Source organism: Polynucleobacter sp. (assembly GCF_018500155.2).
Classification (GTDB): domain Bacteria; phylum Pseudomonadota; class Gammaproteobacteria; order Burkholderiales; family Burkholderiaceae; genus Polynucleobacter.
On sequence record NZ_JAHBAK020000009.1, the window covers coordinates 18,289 to 42,818 of the forward strand.

A 24,530-nucleotide genomic window follows, 5' to 3' on the forward strand; every position below is an offset into this window, starting at 1 on the left:
TCTGAATCGACGCAATCAATTTCAATATTAGCAAGGGGAAAACAATGACAATTCGTGTTGCAATTAATGGTTATGGACGTATTGGTCGCATGGTATTGCGCGCTTTATATGAAGATCAAGTGAACGGTAAGCCACGTCGTGATATCAAAGTGGTTGCAATTAATGCAATGGGCGATATCGCTATTAACGCCCATTTAACTCAATACGATTCTGCTCATGGCCGTTTTCCTGCCGAAGTCTCAGTCGATGGCGATTGCATGGTTGTGAATGGTGACAGAATCAAAATGTTTTGCACCCGCAATCCAGCAGAGACTCCATGGGGTGAGTTGGGAGTGGATTTGGTTTTAGAGTGCACCGGGAAGTTCACTTCTAAAGAGAAGGCGATGATTCATATTCAACAGGGTGCAAAGAAAGTATTGATCTCTGCTCCTGGTGAAAAAGACGTAGACGCAACTATTGTTTACGGCGTCAATCAAAATGTTTTAAAGCCAAGTGATGTGGTGGTTTCTAATGCGAGCTGTACGACTAACTGTTTGGCACCGCTAGTAAAACCATTACTAGAAAAAATTGGCATTGAGTCTGGTTTGATGACCACCATTCATGCATTTACCAATGATCAAGTGTTAACGGATGTGTATCACAAGGATATGCGTCGTGCACGCTCTGCCGTTACCAGCATGATTCCTACTAAAACTGGTGCTGCTAAAGCGGTGGGTTTAGTGTTGCCGGCATTGGCTGGTCGTTTTGATGGTTTTGCAATGCGTGTGCCAGTCATCAATGTTTCTGTAGTCGATCTCACATTTGCTGCTAGTCGCGCTACCAGCGTTGATGAAGTGAACACTATTTTGAAAGCAGCTAGCGAGGGCGAGCTCAAAGGTATCCTGGGCTTTAATACACTGCCTTTGGTTTCCATTGACTTTAACCATGACCCACGTCCAAGTATTTATGACGCTTCTCAAACCCGCGTCTCAGCTGACGGTAAGTTGGTGAAAGTGTTGGCCTGGTATGACAACGAATGGGGTTATTCAGTTCAGATGCTCAATGCCGCAGAAGCACTAATGGCTGTAAAGTGAGCAAAAACCGTTATTTGTAGTTAAAAGTAGCTAAAATGTTAAAAAGACCTCTAATTTGAGGTCTTTTTTCATTTATCCCGGGCAAAAGGAGTGCTTAAAGCATCAAAAAGAGACTATTTTTGCTTATTTCTGCAGTTTTTCTTCTGGCAATGGCCATACATGGCTAAGGAGTGCTCCTGGAGCTTAAAACCCAGGTTTTTGGCAATGTCTCGCTGCCGCTTCTCAATGGCCTCATCAACAAACTCTTCAACATGTCCACAGTCCAAGCAAACTAAGTGGTCGTGGTGGCGTCCCTCATTGAGTTCATAGATCGCTCGGCTGTCTCCCTTGCTGGACTCAAAATGACTGCGTATTAATAGGCCTGCCTGTTCAAATTGGGTTAGTACTCGATAGACGGTCGCCAAGCCGATTTCTTGGTCTTCCTTTGCGAGAGCCATAAAAACGTCCTCGGCGCTAAAGTGGGTACCTCCATTTTGATGGAAGAAATCGAGGATTTTCATCCGGGGGCCAGTGGCTTTGAGACCAATATCTCGTAAATTTTCAGGGCTGGGGTTTTGGTTCGTATTCATGGCTTTGGGCGCTAAAATCAATGTCTTAATGATACGGCCAGCCATGCAAATTTGCCTTGAACTTTTTCAACGTTTTTTTCAGTCTTTTCTAAAAGGGGTTTTTCGCTCCTCTAGAAGTGGTTTATTGGCTTTTGCTGTCTTTAATCTGCTAGCAATTGCGGGCTGCTCTACTGCGGTTGATGAAACCCAGCGTGCCTGGATGAATAAAATTTTTAGACCCTATGTTCCAGATATGGTGCAGGGCAATTTTATTTCCAGCGAGCAGTATGCAAAGTTGCAGGTGGGTATGACGCGTGAGCAAGTGCGTCAAATTTTGGGTACCCCATTGTTAGCTAGCTACTTTCATGCGAATCGTTGGGACTATGTTTTTGAATTTAAACGCGCTGGCCAACGCGTTGGCAAAGAGCGGCATGTCACAGTATTTTTTGATGGCGACAAGGTCGTCAAGTTTGAAGGCGATGCCTTACCTACGGAAGTAGAGTTAGTTGCCGAAATAGATGACTACGCCAAAAATAAACGTTCATTTTGGGACATATTCACTGGCTCAAATAAACCGCCTGTCACCCCACCTTTGCAACAACCCGAGTTATTAGTGCCAAGCCCAACGGACAACTTGCCGCAGGGCGCAGTCGTGCCGCCAGTAGTACAACCAGCGCAACAGACGGAATATATAGGGCCTGGAGAGTTGAGCATTCCATTGGCAACCGAGACCAAACAGTAAATATTTTTAACCATGATGCCTACCGATATTTAGGCATCCATCAGCATCTAAATTAAGAGCGAAAAAACATGATGAAGATTGCAATTGCAGGGGCTACTGGTCGGATGGGCCGAATGTTAATTGAGGCTGTGCTCAATAGCACAGATGCGCAACTTGTTGGCGCGCTTGAACATGCATCTTGTCCTCAATTGGGTGAAGATGCTGGCGCTTTTTTGGGCAAAAAGACAGGTGTATCTATTTCAGCGGATGTAGCCGCGGTGTTGGCGAATGCAGAATTTCTGATTGATTTCACTAGACCCGAAGGTACTATGGCGCATCTCGCTGTGGCAGAAAAAACTGGCACGAAGATGATTATTGGTACGACAGGTTTAAGTGCCGATCAAATTGGTGCCCTCAAAAGCGCAGCAGGAAAAATGGCGATTGTGTTTGCACCCAATATGAGTGTCGGTGTGAACGCAACCTTCAAGCTGCTCGAGATTGCTGCGAAGATGCTTAATGAAGGCTATGACATTGAAGTGATTGAAGCTCATCATCGTCATAAGGTAGATGCGCCATCTGGAACCGCTTTGAAGATGGGTGAAGTCATTGCTGATGCTCTTGGTGAAAAACTAGAGGATGTGGCTGTTTATGCTCGCGAAGGTCATACTGGCGAACGAAAACCAGGCTCAATTGGTTTTGCCACTATTCGTGGCGGCGATATTGTGGGTGACCACACCGTTTTATTTGCTGGTGATGGTGAACGTATTGAGATCAGTCATAAATCATCAAGTCGCCAGTCCTATGCACAGGGATCTTTACGCGCAGCCCGTTTTCTGCAAAACAAAGCTTCCGGTTTGTATGACATGCAGGATGTACTTGGTTTGCGTAAATAAGTAACGCTATCAAAATTTATCAAGAACAGAAGAAAAGAGTTGTTTTGAATGAGTAAGGATTACGACTACCGCAGCATTGAAGCGGCAGCTCAGGCTGATTGGGAAAACGCTCAGGCCTATCGAGTAACTGAAAACGCAGTTAGTGCAGATGGCAAGAAAAAGCCAAAGTATTACGCTTGCTCTATGTTGCCTTATCCCTCTGGAAAGTTGCATATGGGTCACGTACGCAACTACACCATCAATGATGTGATGGCGCGTCAGCTTCGCATGCAAGGCTATAACGTTCTGATGCCGATGGGTTGGGATGCCTTTGGTATGCCCGCAGAAAATGCGGCCATCCAGAATAAAGTCCCGCCAGCGCAGTGGACTTACGACAACATTGCTTATATGAAAAAGCAAATGGCGGCGATGGGCTTAGCCATTGATTGGTCAAGAGAGGTAGCCACTTGTAGCCCCGAATATTACCGCTGGAATCAATGGCTCTTTTTAAAGATGCTTGAAAAGGGTATTGCCTACAGAAAAACTCAAGTCGTGAATTGGGATCCGATTGATCAAACTGTTTTGGCTAACGAGCAAGTGATTGATGGGCGAGGTTGGCGCTCAGGTGCTCTCGTCGAGAAGCGCGAAATTCCTGGTTACTACCTCAATATCACAGCCTATGCTGAGCAGTTGTTGTCGGGTCTCGATGGCTTAGGTTGGCCTGAGCGTGTGAAAACCATGCAGCAAAATTGGATCGGTAAAAGTCGTGGTGTGCGCTTTGCTTTCAAGCATGAAATCGCTGATGAGCATGGCAACTTCATTAAGGATGGCTTGCTGTATGTATTTACTACGCGTGCCGATACGATTATGGGCGTCACCTTCTGTGCTGTTGCAGCAGAACATCCATTGGCAACAAAGGCCGCCGCTACTAATCCTGCTCTCGCTGCATTCATAGAAAAATGCAAAACCGGTAGTGTGATTGAGGCGGATTTGGCAACTCAAGAAAAAGAGGGGATGTTCACTGGTCTCTATGTCACGCATCCTCTCACGCATGAGCCTGTTCCAGTTTGGGTTGGAAACTATGTGTTGATGTCCTATGGTGATGGCGCAGTCATGGGGGTGCCAGCACATGATGAACGTGATTTTGCTTTTGCACTCAAATATGAATTGCCGATTAAGCAAGTGATTGCCCTCAAAGAGGAGTCACCCATGTTTAATCCAACGCATTGGGCAGATTGGTACGCCCAAAAAGAAGATGTCGTTTGCTTTAACAGTGGCAAGTACGACGGCCTCTCTCATGATGAGGCGGTGAGCGCAGTAGCTAATGATCTTGAAAAGATGGGTATTGGAGAAATTAAAACCACCTATCGTTTGCGCGACTGGGGTATCTCACGCCAACGCTATTGGGGTACGCCAATTCCGATTATTCATTGTGGGGATGAGAGTCATCCTGGCTGCGGTGCTGTGCCGGTGCCTGAGGCAGACTTACCAGTCGTCTTGCCAGAAGATTGTGTTCCTGATGGCAGCGGTAATCCACTAAATAAACGTGCTGATTTTTTAAATGTGAAGTGCCCTCAATGCGGTAAACCTGCGCGTCGTGAAACAGACACAATGGATACCTTTGTAGATTCTTCTTGGTATTTCATGCGCTATACAGGTCCAGATGCCAAGACAATGGTCGATGAGCGGAATGAATATTGGATGCCGATGGATCAATACATTGGCGGTATTGAACATGCGATTTTGCATTTACTCTATGCACGCTTTTGGACTAAGGTCATGCGTGATCTCAATCTGATTCATTTTGATGAACCATTCCAGAATTTGTTGACGCAAGGAATGGTTCTCAATGAAACCTATTACACGGAAGAAGCTTCGGGTAAAAAAGTTTGGCTTAATCCTCAAGAAGTGGAATTAGATCTTGATGAAAAAGGCCGCCCGCGTGGTGCCAAACTTAAAGGTGACGCTTCTGCTGCGCCCGTCATGATTGGCGGTGTTGAGAAGATGTCTAAAAGTAAGAATAACGGCGTTGATCCACAGGCTCTCATCGATGAATATGGCGCGGACACCGCTCGTTTATTTGTGATGTTTGCTGCTCCACCAGAACAGCAATTAGAGTGGTCTGGCGCTGGCGTTGAAGGTGCCTCCCGTTTTTTACGCAGAGTGTGGATGTACTCAAGCAGTCAAGCGAATGCGATACGAGTAGCGCAGGATGCTATTCCTAATGAGCTCAATGAGACCGAGAAAGAATTACGTCGCGAGGTCTATAGCATTCTGAAACAAGCGAACTTTGACTATCAACGTCGCCAGTACAACACCGTTGTTTCAGCAGCGATGAAGTTATTAAATGTCCTAGAGCCAATTAAGCTTGAGCAAACATCTTCAATTAGCGCACCGGTTTTACGTGAATGTCTCAGTATTTTGTTGCGCGTTCTATACCCTGTGGTGCCTCATATGACCTATGAGTTATGGAAAGACTTAGCGTATGACAAAACATTTGGCCCCCTATTGGATGCTCCTTGGCCAACAGTGGACGAGTCTGCGTTAGTGCAAACTGAGATCACTTTAATGCTCCAAATTAACGGTAAATTACGCGGTGAAATCAAAGTGGCCGCGGATGCGTCAAAAGAGCAGATAGAAGTTTGTGCCCTACAAAGCGAAGCAGCACAAAAGGCACTCAATGGCGGTAGCCCTAAAAAAGTGATTGTTGTGCCAGGGCGCCTTATCAATATTGTTGCCTAAGGAAGTAGATGCTATGAAGATCACTCGTCAAGAAAGAAGAGTAGCAGCCCCCACTAATAGAGTGCGACGCTCTGCGCTTGCGATGATGGGTCTGACGATGTTGGGCTCCATTAGTGCTTGTGGTTTTCGCTTAAAGGGCGCAGTGGATTTACCCTATAAAGCTCTCGCGATTACTGGCAATCCTTCGCCACAATTGCGCGGGGATATTCAAACGGCAGTGTTAACAGGCACTGCAGTGAAGGTGGCGATTAATCCAAGGGATGCCGACCTTCTTTTAGAGATTCTGAATGAAACAACTACTCAAGAAATTTTGGCTTATAACGCCAATGGTCAAATTTCTGCATATCGTTTGACTGTTCGCGTTACCTTTAGAGCGTTTGATACGACGGGTGTAGAGGTGGTACCTGAGTCAGAGATCTATCTCACTCGCGATCTAGACTTCTCTGTCTCCACCGTTTTGGCGAATGATGCTCAAATTCAAGGATTCTTGGGTTTGATGCGCCGTGACTTGGCAATTCAGATATTACGTCGTATCTCCGCATCTGCAAGAGTTTCGAAAAGCAAGGGCTTTTAGAATTTTTTCTAAAAGAGTGTCTATGATCAAAATTGACGCCCTGCAAACGCATCTAAAGAAGCTGCAAGCCGATGGCACTTTAATGCCCTTGTATGTTTTTTGCGGTGATGAACCATTACTCATGATGGAGGCAATGGATCAGTTGCGTGCTATTGCTAAGCAGCGGGGCTATACCGAGCGTGAAGTGTTATTGCAAGAGCGCGGTTTTGACTGGAGTGCGCTCTTAAACGCAGGTCAAACCATGTCACTTTTTGGGGATAAACGCTGGGTTGAGTTACGCATACCGACCGGTAAGCCTGGTCGAGATGGTGCCGAAGCATTAAAACAATTCTCCGCACAATTACAGTCTCTGGGAATCGGTCCTGAAGGCCCAGATACCATCACTTGTATTGTGTTGCCAAGGTTGGATGGAAAAACCAAAACATCAGCTTGGTTTAGTTCTTTGGATGAAGCGGGAATGGCGGTGCAAATCGATTCTTTGGATCGCGGGTCTTTACCAGCTTGGATTGCGCAGCGTTTAAAAAAACAGGGGCAAGAGGTTGAGTCAGGCCCGAGTGGCCAAAGATCATTGGAATTTGTTGCCGAACAAGTTGAAGGAAACTTAATTGCAGCCCATCAGGAAATTCTCAAATTAGGATTACTGTATCCAGTTGGCACGTTAACGGAAGAACAAATTCGTGCCTCAGTATTAAAAGTGGCGCGTTACAACGTCTTTGAATTGACCGAAGCAATTCTGGCTGGCGATTTAGCCAGGTTAAACCATATGTTAGATGGCCTGAAGGGCGAAGGTGAGCCATTAGTTTTGATTCTCTGGAGCGTTACAGAAGAGCTTAGGCTACTATCTAAGTTGAAGATGGCGGTTGAGGCCGGAGAGTCAGTGCAACAGCTCATGCGAGCTAATCGGATTTGGGGTGCTAAAGAGCGTTTGTATCCTGCAGCCTTAAAGCGAATTGCTCCCTTGAAACTACGTAAAGCGATGCAAGTTGCCGCTGGCTTAGATCGACAGGTAAAGGGTCTTTCGGCGCCTGAGTTGCCATCAGATCCATGGGATGGTCTGCGCTTAGTGGGCAATCTATTACGTTAATGATATTGAAGTGATAACCTAAAAATATTGAGAGTTAGCAATATGACCGAAGCAAGTGCTGCGATTCGTCAAATGATGCAAGATATTGGGAGGCGTGCCCGTGATGCATCTCGTGCTATGGCGCGTGCAAGTAGCGAACAAAAAAATCAAGCGCTATTACACATTGCCAAAATTGTGCGTGAAAAAGCAACTGAGATAGCAGCAGTCAATCAAATTGATGTAGAGCGTGCTAAGAGTAGCGACTCTGATGCTGCTTTTGTTGATCGTCTCACAATGACTCCTAAGACAATAGAGACGATGGCATTGGGTCTTGAGCAAATTGTGTCTTTGGCTGATCCTATTGGAAAGATCACCCCACTGCAACGCCAGGCATCCGGAATTGAATTGGGGCAAATGCGTGTCCCATTGGGTGTGATTGGCATCATTTATGAGTCTCGTCCTAATGTCACGATCGATGCAGCAGCGCTATGCTTAAAGTCGGGTAATGCCGTCATATTGCGCGGTGGATCTGAGGCGATTGATTCCAACACCCTATTAGCAAGCATTATTCAGGAAGGGCTAGCGGCTGCCGGGCTGCCAAAAGATGCTGTGCAAGTGATTACGACAACTGATCGAGCTGCTGTGGGTGAGATGATTACGATGACTCAGTATATTGATGTCATTGTTCCACGGGGTGGCAAGAGTCTCATCGCGCGCTTAATGTCTGAAGCACGTGTGCCAATGATTAAACACTTAGATGGAATTTGTCATACTTATATTGACGCTGATGCCGATATTGCGATGGCGATTAAAGTGTGTGATAACGCGAAGACTCAGCGTTATGCTCCCTGTAATGCGATGGAAACATTGCTAGTGAATCAAGAGATTGCTCCCAAGGTATTGCCAGAGTTATGTAAGATTTATCAAGACAAAGGAGTTGAGCTGCGGGTGGATCCTCTCACGCGCAAAACCTTAGAAACACTTGGCTTTACTCATTTGGTTGATGCCACTGAAGAAGATTGGCAAACAGAGTACTTAGCACCTATTTTGTCTATCAAAACCGTTGCTGGTCTTGATGAGGCAATGGATCATATTGAGCGTTATGGTAGTAAACATACTGATGCGATTATTACTAACAATAAGAACAATGCTGATCGTTTTTTACGTGAGGTCGATAGCTCGAGTGTGATGGTGAATGCAAGTACACGTTTTGCTGATGGCTTTGAGTATGGATTGGGCGCAGAAATTGGTATTTCTAATGACAAGTTGCATGCTCGAGGCCCAGTGGGTTTAGATGGCCTGACTTCTTTGAAATATGTGGTGATGGGCCACGGCGAGATACGTACTTAAGTTACCCATCACACTCAATACATCATGACAAATCCTTATTTATGGGTCAAAACCCTTCATATCGTTTTCATTACCTCTTGGTTTGCTGGTCTGTTTTATCTGCCTCGTATTTTTGTCAATTTAGCGGATGAGAAAAATCCAGAAGCGTATGCACGTTTGCTGGGTATGTCCAATAGGCTCTTTCGATTTATGACCATTCTGGCCGTACCAGCAGTGATCCTGGGGCTCACACTTTGGTTAGTTTTTGGCGTCGGTGCTGGTGAGCTTTGGATGCATGTCAAATTATTTTTTGTGCTTTTGGTGATTGGTTACCATCATGCGTGCTGGAGTTTATTGAAAAAGTTTCGCGCTAGAGCCAATCTGAAATCCGGTGTTTGGTATCGCTGGTTTAATGAGGTTCCCGTAATGTTGTTATTGGTGATTGTCAGCTTAGTGATATTTAAGCCCTAGATGTTTTTTCTAGAGCTGCCGCGTAGCTCTTCTTAGAGATTGTGAATTCCATGAGATTTTTTGTTGTTTGTCCTGGTGGTTTAGAGCTTCCATTGGCGCAGGAGCTTGCAGAGATTGCTCAACTACCCGAATCACAACAATTGGGTAAATGGGTTATTGAGCCAACCCCAACGAGCCCTACTGGGGGTATTGGCCTTGCAGGTCCAATATCCGTTGCTATGGCGCTCAATTTGCATTCTCGTATCGCCAGCCGTGTTTTACTGCAAATGGCGCAAGCGCCTTATAGGCAAGAAGAGGACCTCTATAAATTAGCAAGCGGCCTTGCTTGGGAGGATTGGTTTACGAGTAAACAGACATTGCGCGTGGATGTGACTGCGCATCGCTCACCACTGAAGAGTTTGAATTTTGCAACCCTCAAAATTAAAGATGCGATTGTTGATCGTTTGAGAGATGTCACAGGAGACCGCCCCAGTATTGATACAGCCTTTCCTGATGTGCGAGTGCAGGCTCATTTAAGCGCTACCCATGTGACGATTTATATTGACACCTCTGGCGAGGCGCTCTTTAAGCGCGGTTGGCGGGATGAAAAAGGTGATGCGCCGCTCAAGGAAAATTTAGCGGCTGGCATTTTGTCTCTGACGGGCTGGAAGCCAGGGCAAACATTATTCGATCCGATGTGTGGCAGCGGAACTTTTTTAATAGAAGCAGCACAAACTGCGTTATGCATACCTCCTGGGGCAATTCGAGCGGGCATGTATGGGAACGATGCTAAGCCAAGTAGACTGGCTTATCGTCCATTGGTTACTTCGGCGCATGGCTTTGGTTTTCAACGATTAAAGCCGTTTCAGGAATCTGCTGAGCAGGAGAGTTGGGCTCATTTAAAAGAAGCAGCACTCACTCGCATATTAGAAAAGCGCAAGCAATTTTCTTCCGTGGATTCTCTAAAAATTTATGGTGGAGACATTAACGAGCGATTAGTAGCGATGTATCAAGGCAACTGGCAAAGAGCGCAATTGCCTGATCAACCTATGGTTCGGCAAATTGATGCGATGGCTAGCAAACCTCCAAGTGGTGTTATTCACGGCACGATGTTGCTAAATCCCCCCTATGGGGAGCGTCTTGTCATTAAAGGTGGTCGTGGTCAAGATCGTAGTTTGCGTGATAAAAATGATGAGTTCAGTGATGTTGAAAATCGCTATGAGCTGAATCTAGAAACAGGCCGCCAAAGCGCTAAGCGCACAAGTCGTGAATCGTTAAAAAAACTCCAAGCCCAAGAAGAGCAAGATCCAAAATTTGTGGAATTTTTGCGCCAGTTTGGACAGCATTTAAAAGATACATTTGGCGGATGGAACGTGTTTGTTTTGACTGCCGATATGGCGCTTCCTGGCCAACTTCGCATTAAAGAGTCTAAGAGAACGCCGTTATTTAATGGACCGTTGGAATGTCGATTATTTAAATTTGAAATGCATGAAAAGCGCTTAAATAACGAAAGTTCCACAAACGGATAAGCCCTTTAAAATAAATAAAGAATGTAGAAAATCTACTGGAAATGACTGGAGAGTTGAGCAATGGAATTTAAAACATATATGTGTCTGATTTGTGGGTGGGTGTATGACGAAGCCGCTGGCCTGCCGGATGAAGGCATTCCTCCAGGCACCTTATGGAAGGATGTGCCCATGAACTGGACCTGTCCGGAGTGCGGCGCGCGCAAAGAAGATTTTGAAATGATGGCTTTATAAACTACGTTAGCTGAGGAAACAGTGAGTCAAAACGACGTCTTATTTGAGCGTGCACAAAAGACCATCCCTGGTGGAGTGAATTCTCCGGTCCGCGCATTTCGTCAGGTGGGAGGAACACCACGTTTCGTCACTAAAGCACAAGGCCCTTACTTTTGGGATGCTGAGAATAGGCGTTATATCGATTTGATTATGTCTTGGGGTCCCATGATTGTGGGGCACGCAAATCCAGAGGTAGTTGAGGCAGTCAAAAAAGCAGCAGAAACGAGTTTTAGTTATGGCGCACCTACTGAAGGCGAAATTGAATTAGCAGAGCGCATTTGCGCGCTAGTTCCTAGTGTTGAACAAGTTCGCTTAGTCTCTAGTGGCACAGAAGCCACGATGAGCGCTCTTCGTTTGGCGCGTGGATATACAGGTCGCGATGTCATTATTAAGTTTGAAGGTTGTTATCACGGCCATGCCGACAGCCTATTAGTGAAGGCGGGTTCTGGCTTATTAACGTTTGCAGACTCCACCCAAAATGCGCCATCCTCAGGAGGAGTGCCGCAAGATCTAGTGAAGCATACCTTAGTGCTGCCGTATAACGATGTAGAAGCAATTGAGGCGGTGTTTAAAAAGCAAGGTGATCAAATTGCTGCAGTCATTCTTGAGCCTATTGCTGGCAACATGAATTTGATTCAGCCCTCCAAAGCGTTTTTGAATGCGATTCGTTCGCTCACGAATCAATATGGCAGTGTTCTGATATATGACGAAGTCATGACGGGCTTTAGGGTCGCTCTTGGTGGCGCCCAATCTCTTCAGGGCATTCAACCCGACCTTACTTGCTTAGGCAAGGTAATGGGCGGCGGTATGCCCATCGCTGCCTTTGGTGGCAAGCGAGAAATCATGTCTAGGTTAGCGCCTTTAGGAAATGTCTATCAAGCAGGAACTCTCTCCGGTAATCCTGTGGCAGTTGCCGCTGGCTTAAAAACATTGGAGATTATTTCTCGGGCAGGATTCTTTGAAAATCTGACATCGCAAACACAAAAGTTAATGGCAGGTATGAAGCAAATGGCGGATAAAGCCAATATTCCTTTTGCAGTAGATAGTGTTGGCGGAATGTTTGGGTTTTATTTTTCTAAAGAAGTCCCAAGCTCATATGAAGCGGTTACAAAAACCAATATCGAAGCATTCAAGCAATTTTTTCATCTGATGTTAGATGAAGGGGTGTATTTAGCTCCATCTGCATATGAGGCTGGCTTTACCTCGATGACTCATGATGATGCAGTGATTAGTGCCATCATTGCTGCTGCTGATAAAGCTTTTCAAAAGCTAGGTGCTTAGTTAATTTATACAGACGTTTACATGCGTAATGGATGGTCATATCCATCCACCTGAATAATCTGTGCGCTTTTCTTATCTTTGTGAGTTTCCGAAATCTCAATGGCAGTGAGTTTTCCACCCCAGACGCATCCTGTATCAAGACCAACTACGTTCGCTTTACGCATTAAACCGAGCGTAGACCAATGCCCAAAATAAATCACATGCTCTCGCGTTTTTCTATTTGGCGCCTTGAACCACGGAATAAAACCTTTCGGGCCTTTTTCTAAACCTTCTTTGCTCTCAAATTCCATTTGACCGTTAGGTTTGCAAAACCGCATTCTGGTGAGCGCATTTGTAATTACCCGCAGGCGCTCATACCCTTTGAGTGAGTTGCGCCATAGGTTCGGGGTATTGCCATACATATTGCCTAAAAAGGTTTTATAGGATTTGCTGCGTAGCACTTTCTCAACTTCTTGGGCGCACTCGATAGTTTGTTGTAAATCCCATTGAGGCAGAACTCCAGCGTGAACCGCGAGTAATTTGCCATTACTTAAAGCTAAGGGGCGATTGCGTACCCAATCAATTAACTCATCGCGGTCTTTTGCTTTGAGTATGGCATCTACAGTATCCAAGCCTTTAGTCTGCCGAATGCCAGCATCGATCGCCAGTAGATGGAGATCATGATTGCCCAAAATGCATTCAGCCCGACCAGATTCTTGAAGCGATTTTAGGTAGCGTAAAGCGCCAAGTGAATCAGGGCCACGATTGACGAGATCACCCAAAAAAATCATTTTGGATTCTTTAGGGAGTTTTTTAACAAGGGCTTTTAGCGAAGGCGCACATCCTTGAACGTCACCTACCGCATAAATTTTGCTCATGCCCCATTTTAGAACGGGGCATGAAGATTTGAGTGAGACTAATCTACTTTTTTCACCACGCTGTAGCGCACCAAGGTTTTCTTGCGCGCTTCATCATGGTCAACAATAGGTAATGGATAGTCCTTACCTAGCTGAATCCCAGCGACCTCGAGCTCAATCTGACCGGCTTTCCAGGGTGCATGAATGGATTTTTTGGAGAGTTTTTCCAATTGGGGCAAGTAGCGGCGAATAAATTTTCCCTCAGGGTCAAATTTTTCTGATTGAGTAGTGGGATTAAAGATCCGAAAGTAAGGTTGCGCATCACATCCAGAAGAGGATGCCCACTGCCAGCCTCCATTGTTTGATGAGAGCTCAAAATCATTGAGGTGCTGCGCAAAATAGGCTTCGCCCCAGCGCCAATCTATTCCTAAATCCTTTGTCAAAAAACTAGCCACTACCATGCGCAAGCGATTATGCATATAGCCGGTTTGATTGAGCTGACGCATTGCGGCATCAACTAAGGGGAAACCCGTTTTACCTTCGCACCAAGCGGTGAACAACTTCTTGGCAGTATTGCCACTTTCCCAAACAATATTGTCATAGTCTGGTTTGAAAGATTTGCCTTCTGCTAAGCGTGGGTGGTTGGCCAAAATCATGAAATAGAAATCGCGCCATATGAGTTCACTTAACCAAATCGTTGCACCCATGCTGCCAGCTAGCATGCGACGATGTGCCTCACGTACAAGTCCGCGAATCGATAGCATGCCAAAGCGTAGATGGGTGGAGAGGTAACTCACACCTTTGACAGCTGGAAAATCTCTGCCAACTTGGTATTGATCAATACGATGAAGAAAGTCTTCCAAAAAAGCCTGGCCTCCTTGAGATCCAGGGGGTAGGTAGCTCTCGATCCCCGTTGGGCAAAAGCCCATAGACTCCAGAGTGGGCAAAGGAAAATCGAATTTTTTTGGAACAGAAGCAATTTGTCCTGGTTTGGGGGTGCAGTCAAAAGCAGCGAGATCTTTTGCTTGTAGGTTTTTGAGCCAACTATTTTTATAGGGCGTGAAAACTGAAAACACGGTATTCGAGTTGGTCAGTATCTCTTTTCTTTCAAAGATGACTTGATCCTTGTAGTCTTTAAATGCGATGCCTAATTGATCCAAACTTTTTTCAACTTGCGCATCACGTGCAATGGCTGATGGCTCGTAATCATGATTCGTAAAAACTGTGTTAACGCCAAGATCTTTAGCAATTTGTGGAATGAGTTCTGTAGGCTTACCAAAACGCACTATCAAACCGCCACCTAGGGCGCGAAGTTCTGCATCGATTTGTTGTAGACCTTGCCAAATAAAATCTACCCGGCGATCGTGAGTCAATAGTCTTTTGCCTTGATCATCCTTATCCTCTTTAAGCAACGGATTGAGGATGTTTGTATCAAAAATAAATGCTAGCCAAACTTGGGCGCTCTCTTGAAGGGCGTGGTGAAGCGCAGCATTGTCATAAAGACGAAGATCACGGCGGAGCCAAACGAGTGCTTTTTGCATAACCCCTATATTAGGGCTAAATACAATAATTTGTTGAAGAGGAATGAAGTAAAAGGATTAAGATTCTGAGTCATGCTTGATACGATTTTCTTTATTCTTTCGAAAGTAGTGCAGTTTTGTATCGAACCCCTCAATTGGGCACTATTGTTCGTTGTTCTCAGCCTTTACTTTTTGTTGCTAAGAAAGTTGGCGTTAGTAAAACGCTTTTTGGTTTTGGCTTTATTGGATTTGTTGATTATTGGATGGATTCCAACGGCAGAGGCGTTGCTAAGAGCGCTAGAAGATTCAGTGGCTAAATCTGAATTGGCGAAGCTTTCTCAGGAGAATATTGGCGGCATCGTAGTGCTAGGTGGCGCAATTGAAAGTGGCCAAATTGGACTTGATCGCGATGAGGTCGCGATTGGAGCAGCTGCAGAGCGTGTTACCAAAGCGCTAGAACTAGTTCATCGTTATCCAGATTTGCCATTGGTATATAGCGGATTTTCTGGGGCCGTGAATCCAAAGGGCATTTCAGAGGCAGACAGTTTTAAACGCTTGATTGATGAGCAGGGGATTGATTCTCAGAAGGTGCATTTCGAGAATCAATCGCGCAATACCTATGAGAATGCGCTGTATGTCAAACCCATCATCGACACTGTTGGAATGAAGAATGCAGATGGCCAGTTAAAACCATGGATCTTGGTGACCTCTGCCAGTCATATGTATCGATCCATCAAAATATTCCAAAAGCAAGGCATTCTTGTATTGCCATTGCCAGTCGATTATCAAACTGCCCACACTCTGCAGTGGACCTCTTTTGACCTCGTTTATGGTGCGCAAAACTGGAATCGCTTGCTCCATGAACTCATTGGCCTAGTTGCGTACAAGATTACGGGAAAAATCTAGAGATTCGGTAAAATAGGGTCTTATGAATACGGCCAATAAAGCCCCTCAAAATCCTGACAACGGATCTTTGATCTCCTATTCAGCCGACCATTTAGCTAATCAATTTTTAATTGCTATGCCAGGCATGGTAGATGCCAATTTTGCTGGCTCTGTGGTTTATCTCTTTGAGCATAATGAGCGTGGTGCAATGGGTTTAGTGGTAAACAAACCTACCCAAGTAGATTTAGGTGATCTGTTTGACAAGATTGATCTCAAGCTAGAAATTGCGCCCTTATTGGAGCAGCCTGTTTATTTTGGTGGGCCCGTGCAAATTGAGCGCGGTTTCGTCTTGCACGAATCCAATCCTCATCTCTCTTATAGCTCCTCCCTGATCATTCCAGGTGGTTTGACAATGACCACTTCAAAAGATGTGCTCGAAGCGGTGGCGATTGGTAACGGGCCAAGAAAATTTTTAATGACCTTGGGTTACGCTGGCTGGGGAGCTGGTCAGCTAGAAGAAGAAATTACTCTCAATGGTTGGATGAATGTGCCATTGTCTCGCGAGCAAATGATGGAGATTATTTTTAATACTCCAGCTGCAAAGCGTTATGAAAAAACAATGGGCCATCTGGGTTTTGATTTGTCTCATCTCTCAGGAGAGGCGGGGCATGCCTAAGTCGAACGCTATTACAGGAGTTGCTCAGACGGTAATGGCATTTGATTATGGAACACGAAGAGTTGGTGTAGCTGTAGGTAATTCGGTGACTCGCATAGGACAAGCGCTTAAAACCATCGTAGCCCCTAATGCTGATGGCTTGTTTCAGGAGATTGGTTCCTTAGTAAACGAATGGCAGCCAGATTTATTGGTTGTGGGCAGGCCATTGCATCCCGATGGCGCAACCCACGAAATGACCGAGAGAGCAACCCGATTTGGCAATCAGCTGAAAGGCAGGCTGAATTTGCCAGTGATTTGGGTAGACGAGCGTTATAGCTCGGCTATTTTGGAGAGTAATGCCCAGATGCAGGACAATCTAGATGCCCATTCTGCTGCGGTGATTTTGGAGCAATATTTTGCAGAGGCGTCGGTGTCAAAGGTTGACCAAGATTAAATGAATGAAATGCAGGAAATAGTCAATGAATGCTGAATTGTTGTACGAGAAAATGCTCGATGCGATGCGCAAGCGTGCGCAGCAATCCCCTTTTGAGATTGCTGGCTTGGCAATTGGCGGAGCTTGGATAGCTGAGCGCTTAGCGAGCGACTTGGGATTATCACGTTATGGCGTGATTAATGTCGCTTTTCATCGTGATGATTATGCTGAAAAAGGTATGACTGCACTTCGCACTGCAAGCACCATGACAACCGATTTGCCATTTGATGTCAATGGTACAAATGTCATCTTGATTGATGACGTGCTGTTTACTGGAAGAACAGTGCGCGCTGCTTTAAATGAATTATTCGATTTTGGTCGTCCCGCTAAAGTCGAACTGATGGTGCTAGCAGATCGTGGTCATCGTGAACTACCGGTGAGCGCGAATTTTGTAGGCGAAACGGTTCAAGTGGCTGATGAGCAAATCTTGGTCTTACAAAAAGACGGCGCAGGTAAATTGAGCTTCGTACTTGAGGAGCGCACCGAATGAGCAAAAATTTAGGATCAAATGTAGTGAATCAATTTAACGCCAATGGTGAGTTAACCCATTTACTGACGCTGGAAGGTCTGCCAAAAGAGCAAATTTTGCATATTCTCGATACTGCCAAACAGTTTGTCAGCGTTACTGATCCTTCTAGAGAGGTCAAGAAAGTCCCTTTACTCAGGGGTAAAAGCGTATTTAATCTCTTCTTTGAAAACTCTACCCGTACGAGAACGACTTTTGAGATTGCGGCTAAGCGCCTCTCAGCGGATGTGATCAATTTGGATATCTCTACTTCCTCCACCGCGAAGGGTGAAAGCTTACTGGACACGATTGATAACTTAGTCGCGATGCAGGCCGATATTTTTGTAGTGCGCCACAGTGTATCTCGTGCACCTATTGAAATTGCTACGCATGTGCCGCCTCATGTGCACGTGATTAATGCAGGTGATGGTAGTCATCAGCACCCTACGCAAGGTTTATTGGACATGTACACCATGCGTCACTTTAAGCAGCAATTCAAAGGGCTCAAAGTGGCAATTGTCGGTGATATCGTCCACTCCCGAGTAGCGAAATCCAATATTCATGCACTCACTACTTTAGGTTGCGAAGATATTCGCGCGATCGGTCCAGAAAGTCTTTTGCCAAGCAATTTGGATATGTTGGGCGTCAAAGTCTTTCATACGATGGAAGAAGGACTTAAGGACGTTGATGTGGTGATGACTTTGCGCATTCAGAAAGAGCGTATGGAAGCAGGTCAAGTTCCAGAGGGCGATGCATTTTTCAAGCAGTATGGTTTAAACCCTCAGCGCTTGGCGCTTGCGAAATCGGACGCCATTGTGATGCACCCAGGCCCCATGAATCGTGGAGTGGAGATTGATTCCGCTGTTGCTGATGGTCCGCAGGCCGTTATTTTGAATCAAGTGACCTTTGGTATTGCGGTTCGTATGGCGGTGATGTCCATCGTTGCGGGTAATTAAATAGCGCATCGGGCTTGATGACAGTGATGCCGCAGATCTTGGTTGCTCCAGAAAAAAAGCGTTGGCTGATACTGTCGCACGGTTTTAATATGGATGGTCGCGCTGCCAGCTTGACAGTGACCGATAAGATTCCTCACTTGCTCGAAGCGGGCGTACAACCGATCGTCTTTAGTGCCATTACAGGGATCAAGGATGAGCGCTTTGCACATCATCAATTTTTAGCATGGGGTCCAGCCGGTTTTCGGTTTGACTTTCGTCATTGGATCGCCAATCAATATGGGCGTGGCTGGTTTTACAAAATTACGACTCGCACAGTATCGTTGTTGCTAGCACCATTCATTGCTATTGAGAAATTATTACTAGGGTATTCAAGTCAGTGGTCTTGGGCTATCCCTGCTTTTCTTCACGGTCGGAAACTGATTCGTAGTGGCAAAGTGGATGTGGTGTATTCCAGTGGAGGCGCATGGTCGGCGCATCTAGCAGGTTTATGGTTAAAAAAGTCGACAGGTATTGAGTTGATCAGCGAGATTCATGACCCGCTGGTGATTCGTAAAAGCCCTCAAGACCAAGGCTTTGAAAAACCAACCAATCGCGATGCTGCCTTTAGGCAATTCTTAGAGAAGAAGTTATGTCAGCATGCGGATTATGTTTGGTGGTTAACTGAAGGTGCATTGCATTATGCAAAGGTACGTAATCCAGAGTTGGGCACTCCAAAGAACGCTCACGGATTTGTGGTGACCCCAGGGGCAGAGCCTCCAAGTCACACACAATTTACAACCAAACACCAATACTCTGAGTACTTAAATCTGTGCCACTTTGGATCATTAGCAAAAGATCGCTCTTTATCAACCATTCTGTCTGCGTTCAATGCACTATTTGCAAAGCGTCCAGAAGCGCGCGCTCATATCCGCATTCATGTATATGGCGCTTCTTTGGACGCCCTTTCAGTAGAATTTGTTGAGCGCTGCGGACTTGATGATGTGGTGGTGACCCATGGCCGCCTGGAAAAAGATCCTCGGTCCGGTATCTCTGGCAGGGAGCAGGTTATTGAAAAAATGCAGCAGGCTGATGTCTTGATTTTGTTGCATGGACAGGGTGAAGAATGCGCTGAATACATTCCTTCAAAACTCTATGATTATTTGTGGACAGGTCGTCCTATCTGGGGGATCACGCATCGCAATCCCCAGTTAAATGAGATGCTTAGTGCCCGCAATGCTTATTTGAGTGCTAGTGGTGACGAGTCTGGTATTGCGATGACTCTAGAAAAAATTTGGTTAGATTGGCAGCAGAAAAATCTCAACCCAGTATTGGGTAGTCCAGTGGGCGTGAACCAAGCCGTGCAAAAGATTCTGGAAACGATTTAAGGTTAACGGTTAGGGTACTTAAGCCCTGCCGTACTGATCCTCAAAGCGCACAATGTCGTCTTCGCCTAAGTAGTCGCCGACTTGAGCTTCAATAATCACCAAAGGTGTATCGCCCAAATTGGTCAGGCGATGCTGCGTTTCTTTGGGGATGTAGGTAGATTCATTGGCATTGAGGTGCAAGACCTTGTCACCATTAACGATTTCTGCTTTGCCAGCAATGACCACCCAGTGCTCATTACGATGGTGGTGCATTTGCAAGGAAAGTTTTCCGCCTGGGTGCACCACAATACGTTTAATTTTGTAATCAGGACCTTCTTCGATCACTGTGTATGTGCCCCAAGGACGATGCACGGTGCTGTGATAGCTAGCACGTTCATCTTGTGCTTTATTCAGTGAATCAACCACTTTCTTGACGGACTGAGAATGCCCTTTAGCGCTAACCAGCAGAGCGTCTGGCGTATCAACGATGATAAGGTTATCTAGGCCGACTGCAGCAATTAAGCGCTCACGACCAAAAACAAAGTTGTTAGAAGAGTCTACAAAAATGGCTTTGCCCTGTGCGGCATTGCCATGCTCATCTTCGGGAAAATGTTTTGCCATCGCATCCCAAGAGCCCACGTCATCCCAATCAAAGCTGGCATTGACGGAAACGACATTGGGCGCTTTTTCCATAATGGCGTAATCCAAAGAGATATCTTCAATGGTAGCCATCGTAGTTTTGTCCAGCGTCAGCGAACTGTTGCCAGATTGATTCTGCGTGCTTGCTTGCCAACAAGTTTGCACTTGTTGCAACAATTTAGGGGCAATATCGCCAGCTACCTTAATCAAAGTATTCGGCGTAAAACAGAACATGCCTGAGTTCCAATGGTAGTTACCAGCGGCAACATATTGCTCGGCTACTGAAAGTGCAGGCTTCTCAACAAATTGCTCAACAATGCGACCTTCAGCATTGCGTGGAGTGTGTACCGCCTTACCGAGCTTAAGATAACCATAGCCAGTTTCTGCGTGGGTTGGGGGAATGCCAAAAGTGACTAGGTTTCCTTCTTGTGCAAAATCAACCGCCTTGGAAACAGCCATTTCAAAACCGACTTTGTCATGAATGACATGATCGGCTGGCAAGACTAGCATTGGAATATCACCACGACCAGCGTCTTTGGCGGCCAAGGCAGCAAAGAGCACCGCAGGAGCGGTGTTACGTCGCAAAGGTTCAATAATGGTGAGCTTGGCTTCTTGCTCGGAATCTTTTAAATCCGCAACCACTTGAAAACCTAGACTTTCAGAAGTCACGATACAAAGCCATGGGTTGGTAGAGGTAATGCGATTGGCAGTTTCACTAAGGAGTGAGTGTTGACTGGCCACCGGCATAAATACTTTTGGACGGTTCTCACGAGAAACGGGCCACAGACGGGAGCCGGCTCCCCCACAGATAATTACCATCGAAAAGTTAAGATTCATCGGCAAATTTTACCTAAAGAAAAGGGGGTCAAGAGACCCCCTGTTTTCAAAAGCATATTTTTACCAACTCAATTACTTCAAAGTTGGCGCCACATGCTCCAAGAACCAGTGATAAGCATCCTGGATACCTGGGCGCAGGGCAATTTCAGCCTTCCAGCCCAAGGCGTTGGCTTTACTGACATCCAATAGTTTTTGGGGGGTGCCATCGGGTTTTGAGGTGTCAAACTGTAATTCCCCTTCAAAACCGACTACCGAGACCACCTCTTCGACCAATTCGCGGATTGTGATGTCGTTGCCGCAGCCAATATTCACAAAAGAGCCGTCATAGCCTTGTTCCATGAGCATGACGCAGGCTCTGGCCATATCGTCCACGTGTAAGAACTCGCGGCGTGGTTTGCCTGAACCCCACACCATTAAGTGGGAGTCTTTACGTAATTTAGCTTCATGTGCCTTGCGAATCAGGGCTGGCAGCACATGGGAGTTATTTAAGTCGTAGTTATCTCCCGGACCATAAAGGTTGGTTGGCATGACGCTCACGTATTTTGTGCCGTACTGACGGTTGTAGTTCTCACACAGCTTAATGCCAGCAATTTTGGCCAAAGCATAAGGCTCATTGGTTTGCTCTAAGGGGCCGGTGAGCAAATACTCTTCTTTGATTGGCTGAGGGCAGTCTCTAGGGTAGATGCAACTTGAGCCTAGAGACATTAAGTGCTTCACGCCTGCCAAATAGGCGCCATGCGTGAGATTGCACTCAATCATGAGATTTTGGTAAATAAAATCCGCGCGGTAAATATTGTTTGCCTGAATGCCACCCACTTTTGCTGCCGCAATAAAAATGTAGTCTGGCTTTTCTTTTTGCAAGAAGGCATGTACCGCAGCTTGATCCAATAGATCCAATTCTGCGTGGGTACTTGTAATCACATTTTGGTAGCCACGGGATTTGAGCAGACGAGTGATACCACTGCCCACCATCCCACGATGACCAGCGACATAAATCTTGGCGTCTTTATTCATTGCGACTGAGAGTGCTGTAGCCGTGTTTTTTTACTAATTCATCACGCTCAGCACCTTTGAGGTCCTCACGTACCATCTCTTTAACGAGATCTTCAAATGAAGTTGCAGGCACCCAGCCGAGTTTTTCTTTGGCTTTGGTTGCATCGCCTAAGAGGGTTTCTACTTCAGTAGGGCGGAAGTAGCGTGGATCAACTGCCACGATGCATTTACCGTTGGCATCGTAACCTTTTTCATCAACGCCTTGGCCTTTCCAAGTGATCTTCATGCCGAGTTCTTCGGCGGCGTAATCAATAAATTGACGCACGCTGTATTGCACGCCAGTAGCAATCACAAAGTCTTCTGGCTCTGCTTGTTGGAGCATGAGCCACTGCATCTCGACATAGTCACGCGCATGGCCCCAGTCACGCTTGGCATCTAAGTTGCCAAGGTATAAGCACTCTTGCAAACCGAGCTTGATGCGCGCTAAGGCGCGAGTAATTTTACGAGTTACAAAAGTCTCACCGCGAATCGGGCTCTCATGGTTAAACAAAATACCGTTACAAGCATAGATACCATAGGCTTCACGATAGTTCACGGTGATCCAGTAAGCATAGAGCTTGGCCACTGCATAAGGTGAGCGCGGATAAAACGGCGTCGTTTCTTTTTGTGGAATCTCTTGAACCAAGCCATAGAGTTCAGAAGTCGATGCTTGGTAGTAGCGGGTTTTCTTTTCTAATTTGAGGATGCGAATTGCTTCCAAAATACGTAGTGCACCTAATGCATCGGAGTTAGCGGTGTACTCAGGCTCTTCAAAAGACACTGCAACGTGGGATTGCGCAGCCAAGTTGTAGATTTCATCTGGCTGAGTTTGTTGAATGATGCGAATCAGGCAAGAAGAATCGGTGAGGTCACCATGATGCAAAGTGAGCTTAGAGCCTTCGATATGCGGATCGTGATAGAGGTGATCAATACGATCAGTATTAAAAAGAGAGGTGCGACGTTTAATCCCATGTACTTCATAGCCCTTTTTGAGTAATAACTCGGCTAAATACGCACCATCTTGGCCAGTAATACCAGTAATGAGGGCAACTTTATTTTTTGACATGGGATTTTTCTTCAGAAATTCGATGAATGGTAAATACGCTATTGTAAATTGTTTTAAATCACGTTCCCGCGCCTAGCGGGCTCATTTCTTTAGATGGCATATTCAAAAGTTTAGGAAATACAATGGGATGTATTTCAGGGCTAAATATAGGTGAGGGCATTGGGCAAAGCTGAGCGCGGTAGAACATTCTTGCGTAAGCTCGATCGCTGGATTGGCGTGCCATCTCTATGGATTTGGTCGCTTTTTCGCCATAAAAGACCTCAACCTGCGCAATTTCAACGAATTGGACTCTGTGTTTTTGCGGCCATTGGGGATGCCCTATTAGCCTCTAGTTTGATTGCAGACCTGAAAAAAGCCTATCCAGAGAGCAAAATCACGATATTTGCCACCCCAGCAAATGCAGTCACTTTTGAGCTCATTGAGGGGTATGACCAATTGGTTTTGGTGCCTATTACCAAGCCTTGGCAAGCCATTTCGGTGATGAGAAAACACCCAGTGGATCTCTTGATTGACACTTCCCAATGGTCTCGGATTGGCGCGGTAGTGGCTGCTTTTAGCGGAGCTCGCTGGACGATTGGCTTTGAAACAGAGGGGCAAAATCGCCACTTTGCCTATGATGACTCTGTAAAACATAGCCCAAAAGTGCATGAATTGAGCAATTTTGGGGCTTTATTGAACCCTTTAGGGCTTCGCTCCAACTTATCGCCTCCTATCGCAGTATCTCGCTTATTAGAGGCAAATTGCTTAAAAATTAGGCAACCTTATGTAGTTTTGCATCCTTGGGCCAGCGGTAACCGCTTTGAACTTCGGGAGTGGCCAATCGATCGCTGGGTGGATTTAGCAAAAAGGCTCATTACAGCTGGGTATGGCGTTGTGATCACTGGAGGTCCCAGCGATGGCGACCGAGCCAGAATTTTATGTGAGCAAATTGGACATTCTCAAGGGCAAGCCTTAATAAATCTTGCTGGTAAAGCCAGTCTTCTAGAGACGGCAACCTATTTGCAGTCTGCTGCAGCGGTGATTGCTGTCAATACGGGCACGATGCATCTGGCTGCCTTATTGGGGGCGCCCTTGGTTGCGTTGCATGGTCCCACCAATCCCTTGCGCTGGGGCCCAGTGTATCCAGGTAGTCCACATGCTGACCGCACTGTGATTTTGGGCCTAGGCCCCAATGAGGGAGGGGCGTTTCTGAACTTGGGTTTTGAGTACCCCGTTCACCCCACTTATCTCATGGATCAAATTTCTGTAGATGATGTAGTCGCTGCTTTGCGTAAATTTTCCATGAATGTGTCGTAGTACTGCAAAATACGG

Annotated in this window: 24 protein-coding genes; 18 read left to right on the forward strand and 6 right to left on the reverse strand. The window is 46.0% G+C overall.

Features of this window, described 5'->3' with window-relative positions; translation table 11 throughout:
* Positions 1–44 precede the first annotated feature (44 nt).
* Positions 45–1,073 (forward strand): type I glyceraldehyde-3-phosphate dehydrogenase, encoded by a 1,029-nt coding sequence (gap, locus tag KIH43_RS01140; RefSeq protein ID WP_296966998.1) that lies wholly within the window; start codon positions 45–47, stop codon positions 1,071–1,073.
* A 113-nt stretch (positions 1,074–1,186) separates the two neighbouring features.
* On the opposite strand, the gene fur is transcribed toward gap, so the two are convergent.
* Positions 1,187–1,642, reverse strand: coding sequence for a ferric iron uptake transcriptional regulator (gene fur, locus KIH43_RS01145; protein WP_296967244.1), 456 nt, complete (start codon positions 1,640–1,642; stop codon positions 1,187–1,189).
* Between the two features lie 28 nt (positions 1,643–1,670).
* Here fur and KIH43_RS01150 point away from each other — a divergent pair, with 28 nt between their 5' ends.
* The 10 genes from KIH43_RS01150 (at position 1,671) to hemL (ending at position 12,452) form a co-directional block, all read left to right on the forward strand.
* Positions 1,671–2,363, forward strand: coding sequence for an outer membrane protein assembly factor BamE (locus KIH43_RS01150; protein ID WP_297716857.1), 693 nt, complete (start codon positions 1,671–1,673; stop codon positions 2,361–2,363).
* Between the two features lie 71 nt (positions 2,364–2,434).
* Positions 2,435–3,235, forward strand: a complete 801-nt coding sequence (gene dapB / locus KIH43_RS01155) for a 4-hydroxy-tetrahydrodipicolinate reductase (protein ID WP_297716913.1) — start codon at positions 2,435–2,437, stop codon at positions 3,233–3,235.
* A 48-nt stretch (positions 3,236–3,283) separates the two neighbouring features.
* On the forward strand, positions 3,284–5,956 hold the full coding sequence (gene leuS / locus KIH43_RS01160) for a leucine--tRNA ligase (protein WP_297716859.1): 2,673 nt from the start codon (positions 3,284–3,286) through the stop codon (positions 5,954–5,956).
* 13 nt (positions 5,957–5,969) lie between these two features.
* Positions 5,970–6,530, forward strand: a complete 561-nt coding sequence (gene lptE / locus KIH43_RS01165) for an LPS assembly lipoprotein LptE (protein WP_297716861.1) — start codon at positions 5,970–5,972, stop codon at positions 6,528–6,530.
* 22 nt (positions 6,531–6,552) lie between these two features.
* Positions 6,553–7,614, forward strand: coding sequence for a DNA polymerase III subunit delta (holA, locus tag KIH43_RS01170; RefSeq protein ID WP_297716863.1), 1,062 nt, complete (start codon positions 6,553–6,555; stop codon positions 7,612–7,614).
* 42 nt (positions 7,615–7,656) lie between these two features.
* Positions 7,657–8,943 carry a glutamate-5-semialdehyde dehydrogenase gene (locus tag KIH43_RS01175; protein ID WP_297716865.1) on the forward strand — a complete coding sequence of 429 codons (1,287 nt, stop codon included), beginning with the start codon at positions 7,657–7,659 and terminating at the stop codon, positions 8,941–8,943.
* A gap of 24 nt (positions 8,944–8,967) precedes the next feature.
* On the forward strand, positions 8,968–9,393 hold the full coding sequence (locus tag KIH43_RS01180; RefSeq protein WP_297716866.1) for a CopD family protein: 426 nt from the start codon (positions 8,968–8,970) through the stop codon (positions 9,391–9,393).
* Between the two features lie 50 nt (positions 9,394–9,443).
* The gene (locus KIH43_RS01185) at positions 9,444–10,901 is read left to right on the forward strand and encodes a THUMP domain-containing protein (RefSeq protein WP_297716869.1); all 1,458 of its coding nucleotides are present in this window, start codon (positions 9,444–9,446) and stop codon (positions 10,899–10,901) included.
* 60 nt (positions 10,902–10,961) lie between these two features.
* Positions 10,962–11,132: a rubredoxin gene (locus KIH43_RS01190; protein WP_296970462.1), complete on the forward strand. Its 171-nt coding sequence runs from the start codon at positions 10,962–10,964 to the stop codon at positions 11,130–11,132.
* A 21-nt stretch (positions 11,133–11,153) separates the two neighbouring features.
* The gene (gene hemL / locus KIH43_RS01195) at positions 11,154–12,452 is read left to right on the forward strand and encodes a glutamate-1-semialdehyde 2,1-aminomutase (protein ID WP_297716871.1); all 1,299 of its coding nucleotides are present in this window, start codon (positions 11,154–11,156) and stop codon (positions 12,450–12,452) included.
* A gap of 17 nt (positions 12,453–12,469) precedes the next feature.
* On the opposite strand, the gene KIH43_RS01200 is transcribed toward hemL, so the two are convergent.
* Positions 12,470–13,309: a symmetrical bis(5'-nucleosyl)-tetraphosphatase gene (locus KIH43_RS01200; protein ID WP_297716873.1), complete on the reverse strand. Its 840-nt coding sequence runs from the start codon at positions 13,307–13,309 to the stop codon at positions 12,470–12,472.
* Between the two features lie 38 nt (positions 13,310–13,347).
* Positions 13,348–14,829, reverse strand: a complete 1,482-nt coding sequence (locus tag KIH43_RS01205; protein ID WP_297716876.1) for a deoxyribodipyrimidine photo-lyase — start codon at positions 14,827–14,829, stop codon at positions 13,348–13,350.
* 72 nt (positions 14,830–14,901) lie between these two features.
* On the opposite strand from KIH43_RS01205, the gene KIH43_RS01210 reads away from it, so the two are divergent.
* The 6 genes from KIH43_RS01210 (at position 14,902) to KIH43_RS01235 (ending at position 19,666) form a co-directional block, all read left to right on the forward strand.
* Entirely contained in the window at positions 14,902–15,714 is an 813-nt protein-coding gene (locus tag KIH43_RS01210) for a YdcF family protein (protein ID WP_297716877.1), read from the forward strand.
* Between the two features lie 70 nt (positions 15,715–15,784).
* Positions 15,785–16,369 carry a YqgE/AlgH family protein gene (locus KIH43_RS01215; RefSeq protein ID WP_297716915.1) on the forward strand — a complete coding sequence of 195 codons (585 nt, stop codon included), beginning with the start codon at positions 15,785–15,787 and terminating at the stop codon, positions 16,367–16,369.
* Positions 16,362–16,802, forward strand: coding sequence for a Holliday junction resolvase RuvX (gene ruvX, locus KIH43_RS01220; protein WP_297716879.1), 441 nt, complete (start codon positions 16,362–16,364; stop codon positions 16,800–16,802). Before KIH43_RS01215 ends, ruvX begins: the two co-directional genes overlap by 8 nt.
* Positions 16,803–16,827: 25 nt before the next feature.
* Positions 16,828–17,331, forward strand: a complete 504-nt coding sequence (gene pyrR, locus KIH43_RS01225) for a bifunctional pyr operon transcriptional regulator/uracil phosphoribosyltransferase PyrR (protein WP_296970449.1) — start codon at positions 16,828–16,830, stop codon at positions 17,329–17,331.
* A complete protein-coding gene (locus KIH43_RS01230) occupies positions 17,328–18,302 on the forward strand; it encodes an aspartate carbamoyltransferase catalytic subunit (RefSeq protein ID WP_297716881.1) in 975 nt (324 codons plus the stop codon). The genes pyrR and KIH43_RS01230 overlap by 4 nt, the downstream gene beginning before the upstream one ends.
* A gap of 17 nt (positions 18,303–18,319) precedes the next feature.
* A complete protein-coding gene (locus KIH43_RS01235) occupies positions 18,320–19,666 on the forward strand; it encodes a glycosyltransferase (protein ID WP_297716917.1) in 1,347 nt (448 codons plus the stop codon).
* Positions 19,667–19,684: 18 nt separating this feature from the next.
* Here the strand turns inward: KIH43_RS01235 and KIH43_RS01240 are convergent, their stop codons facing one another.
* From KIH43_RS01240 to gmd, 3 genes are all read right to left on the reverse strand, one after another.
* Positions 19,685–21,121, reverse strand: a complete 1,437-nt coding sequence (locus KIH43_RS01240) for a mannose-1-phosphate guanylyltransferase/mannose-6-phosphate isomerase (RefSeq protein WP_297716883.1) — start codon at positions 21,119–21,121, stop codon at positions 19,685–19,687.
* Positions 21,122–21,193: 72 nt separating this feature from the next.
* Positions 21,194–22,135, reverse strand: a complete 942-nt coding sequence (locus KIH43_RS01245) for a GDP-L-fucose synthase (RefSeq protein ID WP_297716885.1) — start codon at positions 22,133–22,135, stop codon at positions 21,194–21,196.
* A complete protein-coding gene (gene gmd, locus KIH43_RS01250) occupies positions 22,128–23,219 on the reverse strand; it encodes a GDP-mannose 4,6-dehydratase (protein WP_297716887.1) in 1,092 nt (363 codons plus the stop codon). Before gmd ends, KIH43_RS01245 begins: the two co-directional genes overlap by 8 nt.
* A 159-nt stretch (positions 23,220–23,378) precedes the next feature.
* On the opposite strand from gmd, the gene KIH43_RS01255 reads away from it, so the two are divergent.
* Positions 23,379–24,515, forward strand: a complete 1,137-nt coding sequence (locus KIH43_RS01255) for a glycosyltransferase family 9 protein (RefSeq protein ID WP_297716888.1) — start codon at positions 23,379–23,381, stop codon at positions 24,513–24,515.
* Positions 24,516–24,530: the final 15 nt, after the last annotated feature.

Bases quoted from the DNA above. Each gene is read 5' to 3' on its own strand.
- KIH43_RS01230 (WP_297716881.1), top strand. From the start codon at position 17,328: ATGAGCAAAAATTTAGGATCAAATGTAGTGAATCAATTTAACGCCAAT.
- KIH43_RS01200 (WP_297716873.1), bottom strand. From the start codon at position 13,309: ATGAGCAAAATTTATGCGGTAGGTGACGTTCAAGGATGTGCGCCTTCG.
- holA (WP_297716863.1), top strand. From the start codon at position 6,553: ATGATCAAAATTGACGCCCTGCAAACGCATCTAAAGAAGCTGCAAGCC.
- KIH43_RS01150 (WP_297716857.1), top strand. From the start codon at position 1,671: ATGATACGGCCAGCCATGCAAATTTGCCTTGAACTTTTTCAACGTTTT.
- KIH43_RS01190 (WP_296970462.1), top strand. From the start codon at position 10,962: ATGGAATTTAAAACATATATGTGTCTGATTTGTGGGTGGGTGTATGAC.
- pyrR (WP_296970449.1), top strand. From the start codon at position 16,828: ATGAATGCTGAATTGTTGTACGAGAAAATGCTCGATGCGATGCGCAAG.
- fur (WP_296967244.1), bottom strand. From the start codon at position 1,642: ATGAATACGAACCAAAACCCCAGCCCTGAAAATTTACGAGATATTGGT.
- KIH43_RS01175 (WP_297716865.1), top strand. From the start codon at position 7,657: ATGACCGAAGCAAGTGCTGCGATTCGTCAAATGATGCAAGATATTGGG.
- KIH43_RS01245 (WP_297716885.1), bottom strand. From the start codon at position 22,135: ATGAATAAAGACGCCAAGATTTATGTCGCTGGTCATCGTGGGATGGTG.
- KIH43_RS01185 (WP_297716869.1), top strand. From the start codon at position 9,444: ATGAGATTTTTTGTTGTTTGTCCTGGTGGTTTAGAGCTTCCATTGGCG.
- lptE (WP_297716861.1), top strand. From the start codon at position 5,970: ATGAAGATCACTCGTCAAGAAAGAAGAGTAGCAGCCCCCACTAATAGA.
- ruvX (WP_297716879.1), top strand. From the start codon at position 16,362: ATGCCTAAGTCGAACGCTATTACAGGAGTTGCTCAGACGGTAATGGCA.
- dapB (WP_297716913.1), top strand. From the start codon at position 2,435: ATGAAGATTGCAATTGCAGGGGCTACTGGTCGGATGGGCCGAATGTTA.
- gmd (WP_297716887.1), bottom strand. From the start codon at position 23,219: ATGTCAAAAAATAAAGTTGCCCTCATTACTGGTATTACTGGCCAAGAT.
- KIH43_RS01235 (WP_297716917.1), top strand. From the start codon at position 18,320: ATGACAGTGATGCCGCAGATCTTGGTTGCTCCAGAAAAAAAGCGTTGG.
- KIH43_RS01210 (WP_297716877.1), top strand. From the start codon at position 14,902: ATGCTTGATACGATTTTCTTTATTCTTTCGAAAGTAGTGCAGTTTTGT.
- gap (WP_296966998.1), top strand. From the start codon at position 45: ATGACAATTCGTGTTGCAATTAATGGTTATGGACGTATTGGTCGCATG.
- leuS (WP_297716859.1), top strand. From the start codon at position 3,284: ATGAGTAAGGATTACGACTACCGCAGCATTGAAGCGGCAGCTCAGGCT.
- KIH43_RS01205 (WP_297716876.1), bottom strand. From the start codon at position 14,829: ATGCAAAAAGCACTCGTTTGGCTCCGCCGTGATCTTCGTCTTTATGAC.
- KIH43_RS01240 (WP_297716883.1), bottom strand. From the start codon at position 21,121: ATGAATCTTAACTTTTCGATGGTAATTATCTGTGGGGGAGCCGGCTCC.
- KIH43_RS01180 (WP_297716866.1), top strand. From the start codon at position 8,968: ATGACAAATCCTTATTTATGGGTCAAAACCCTTCATATCGTTTTCATT.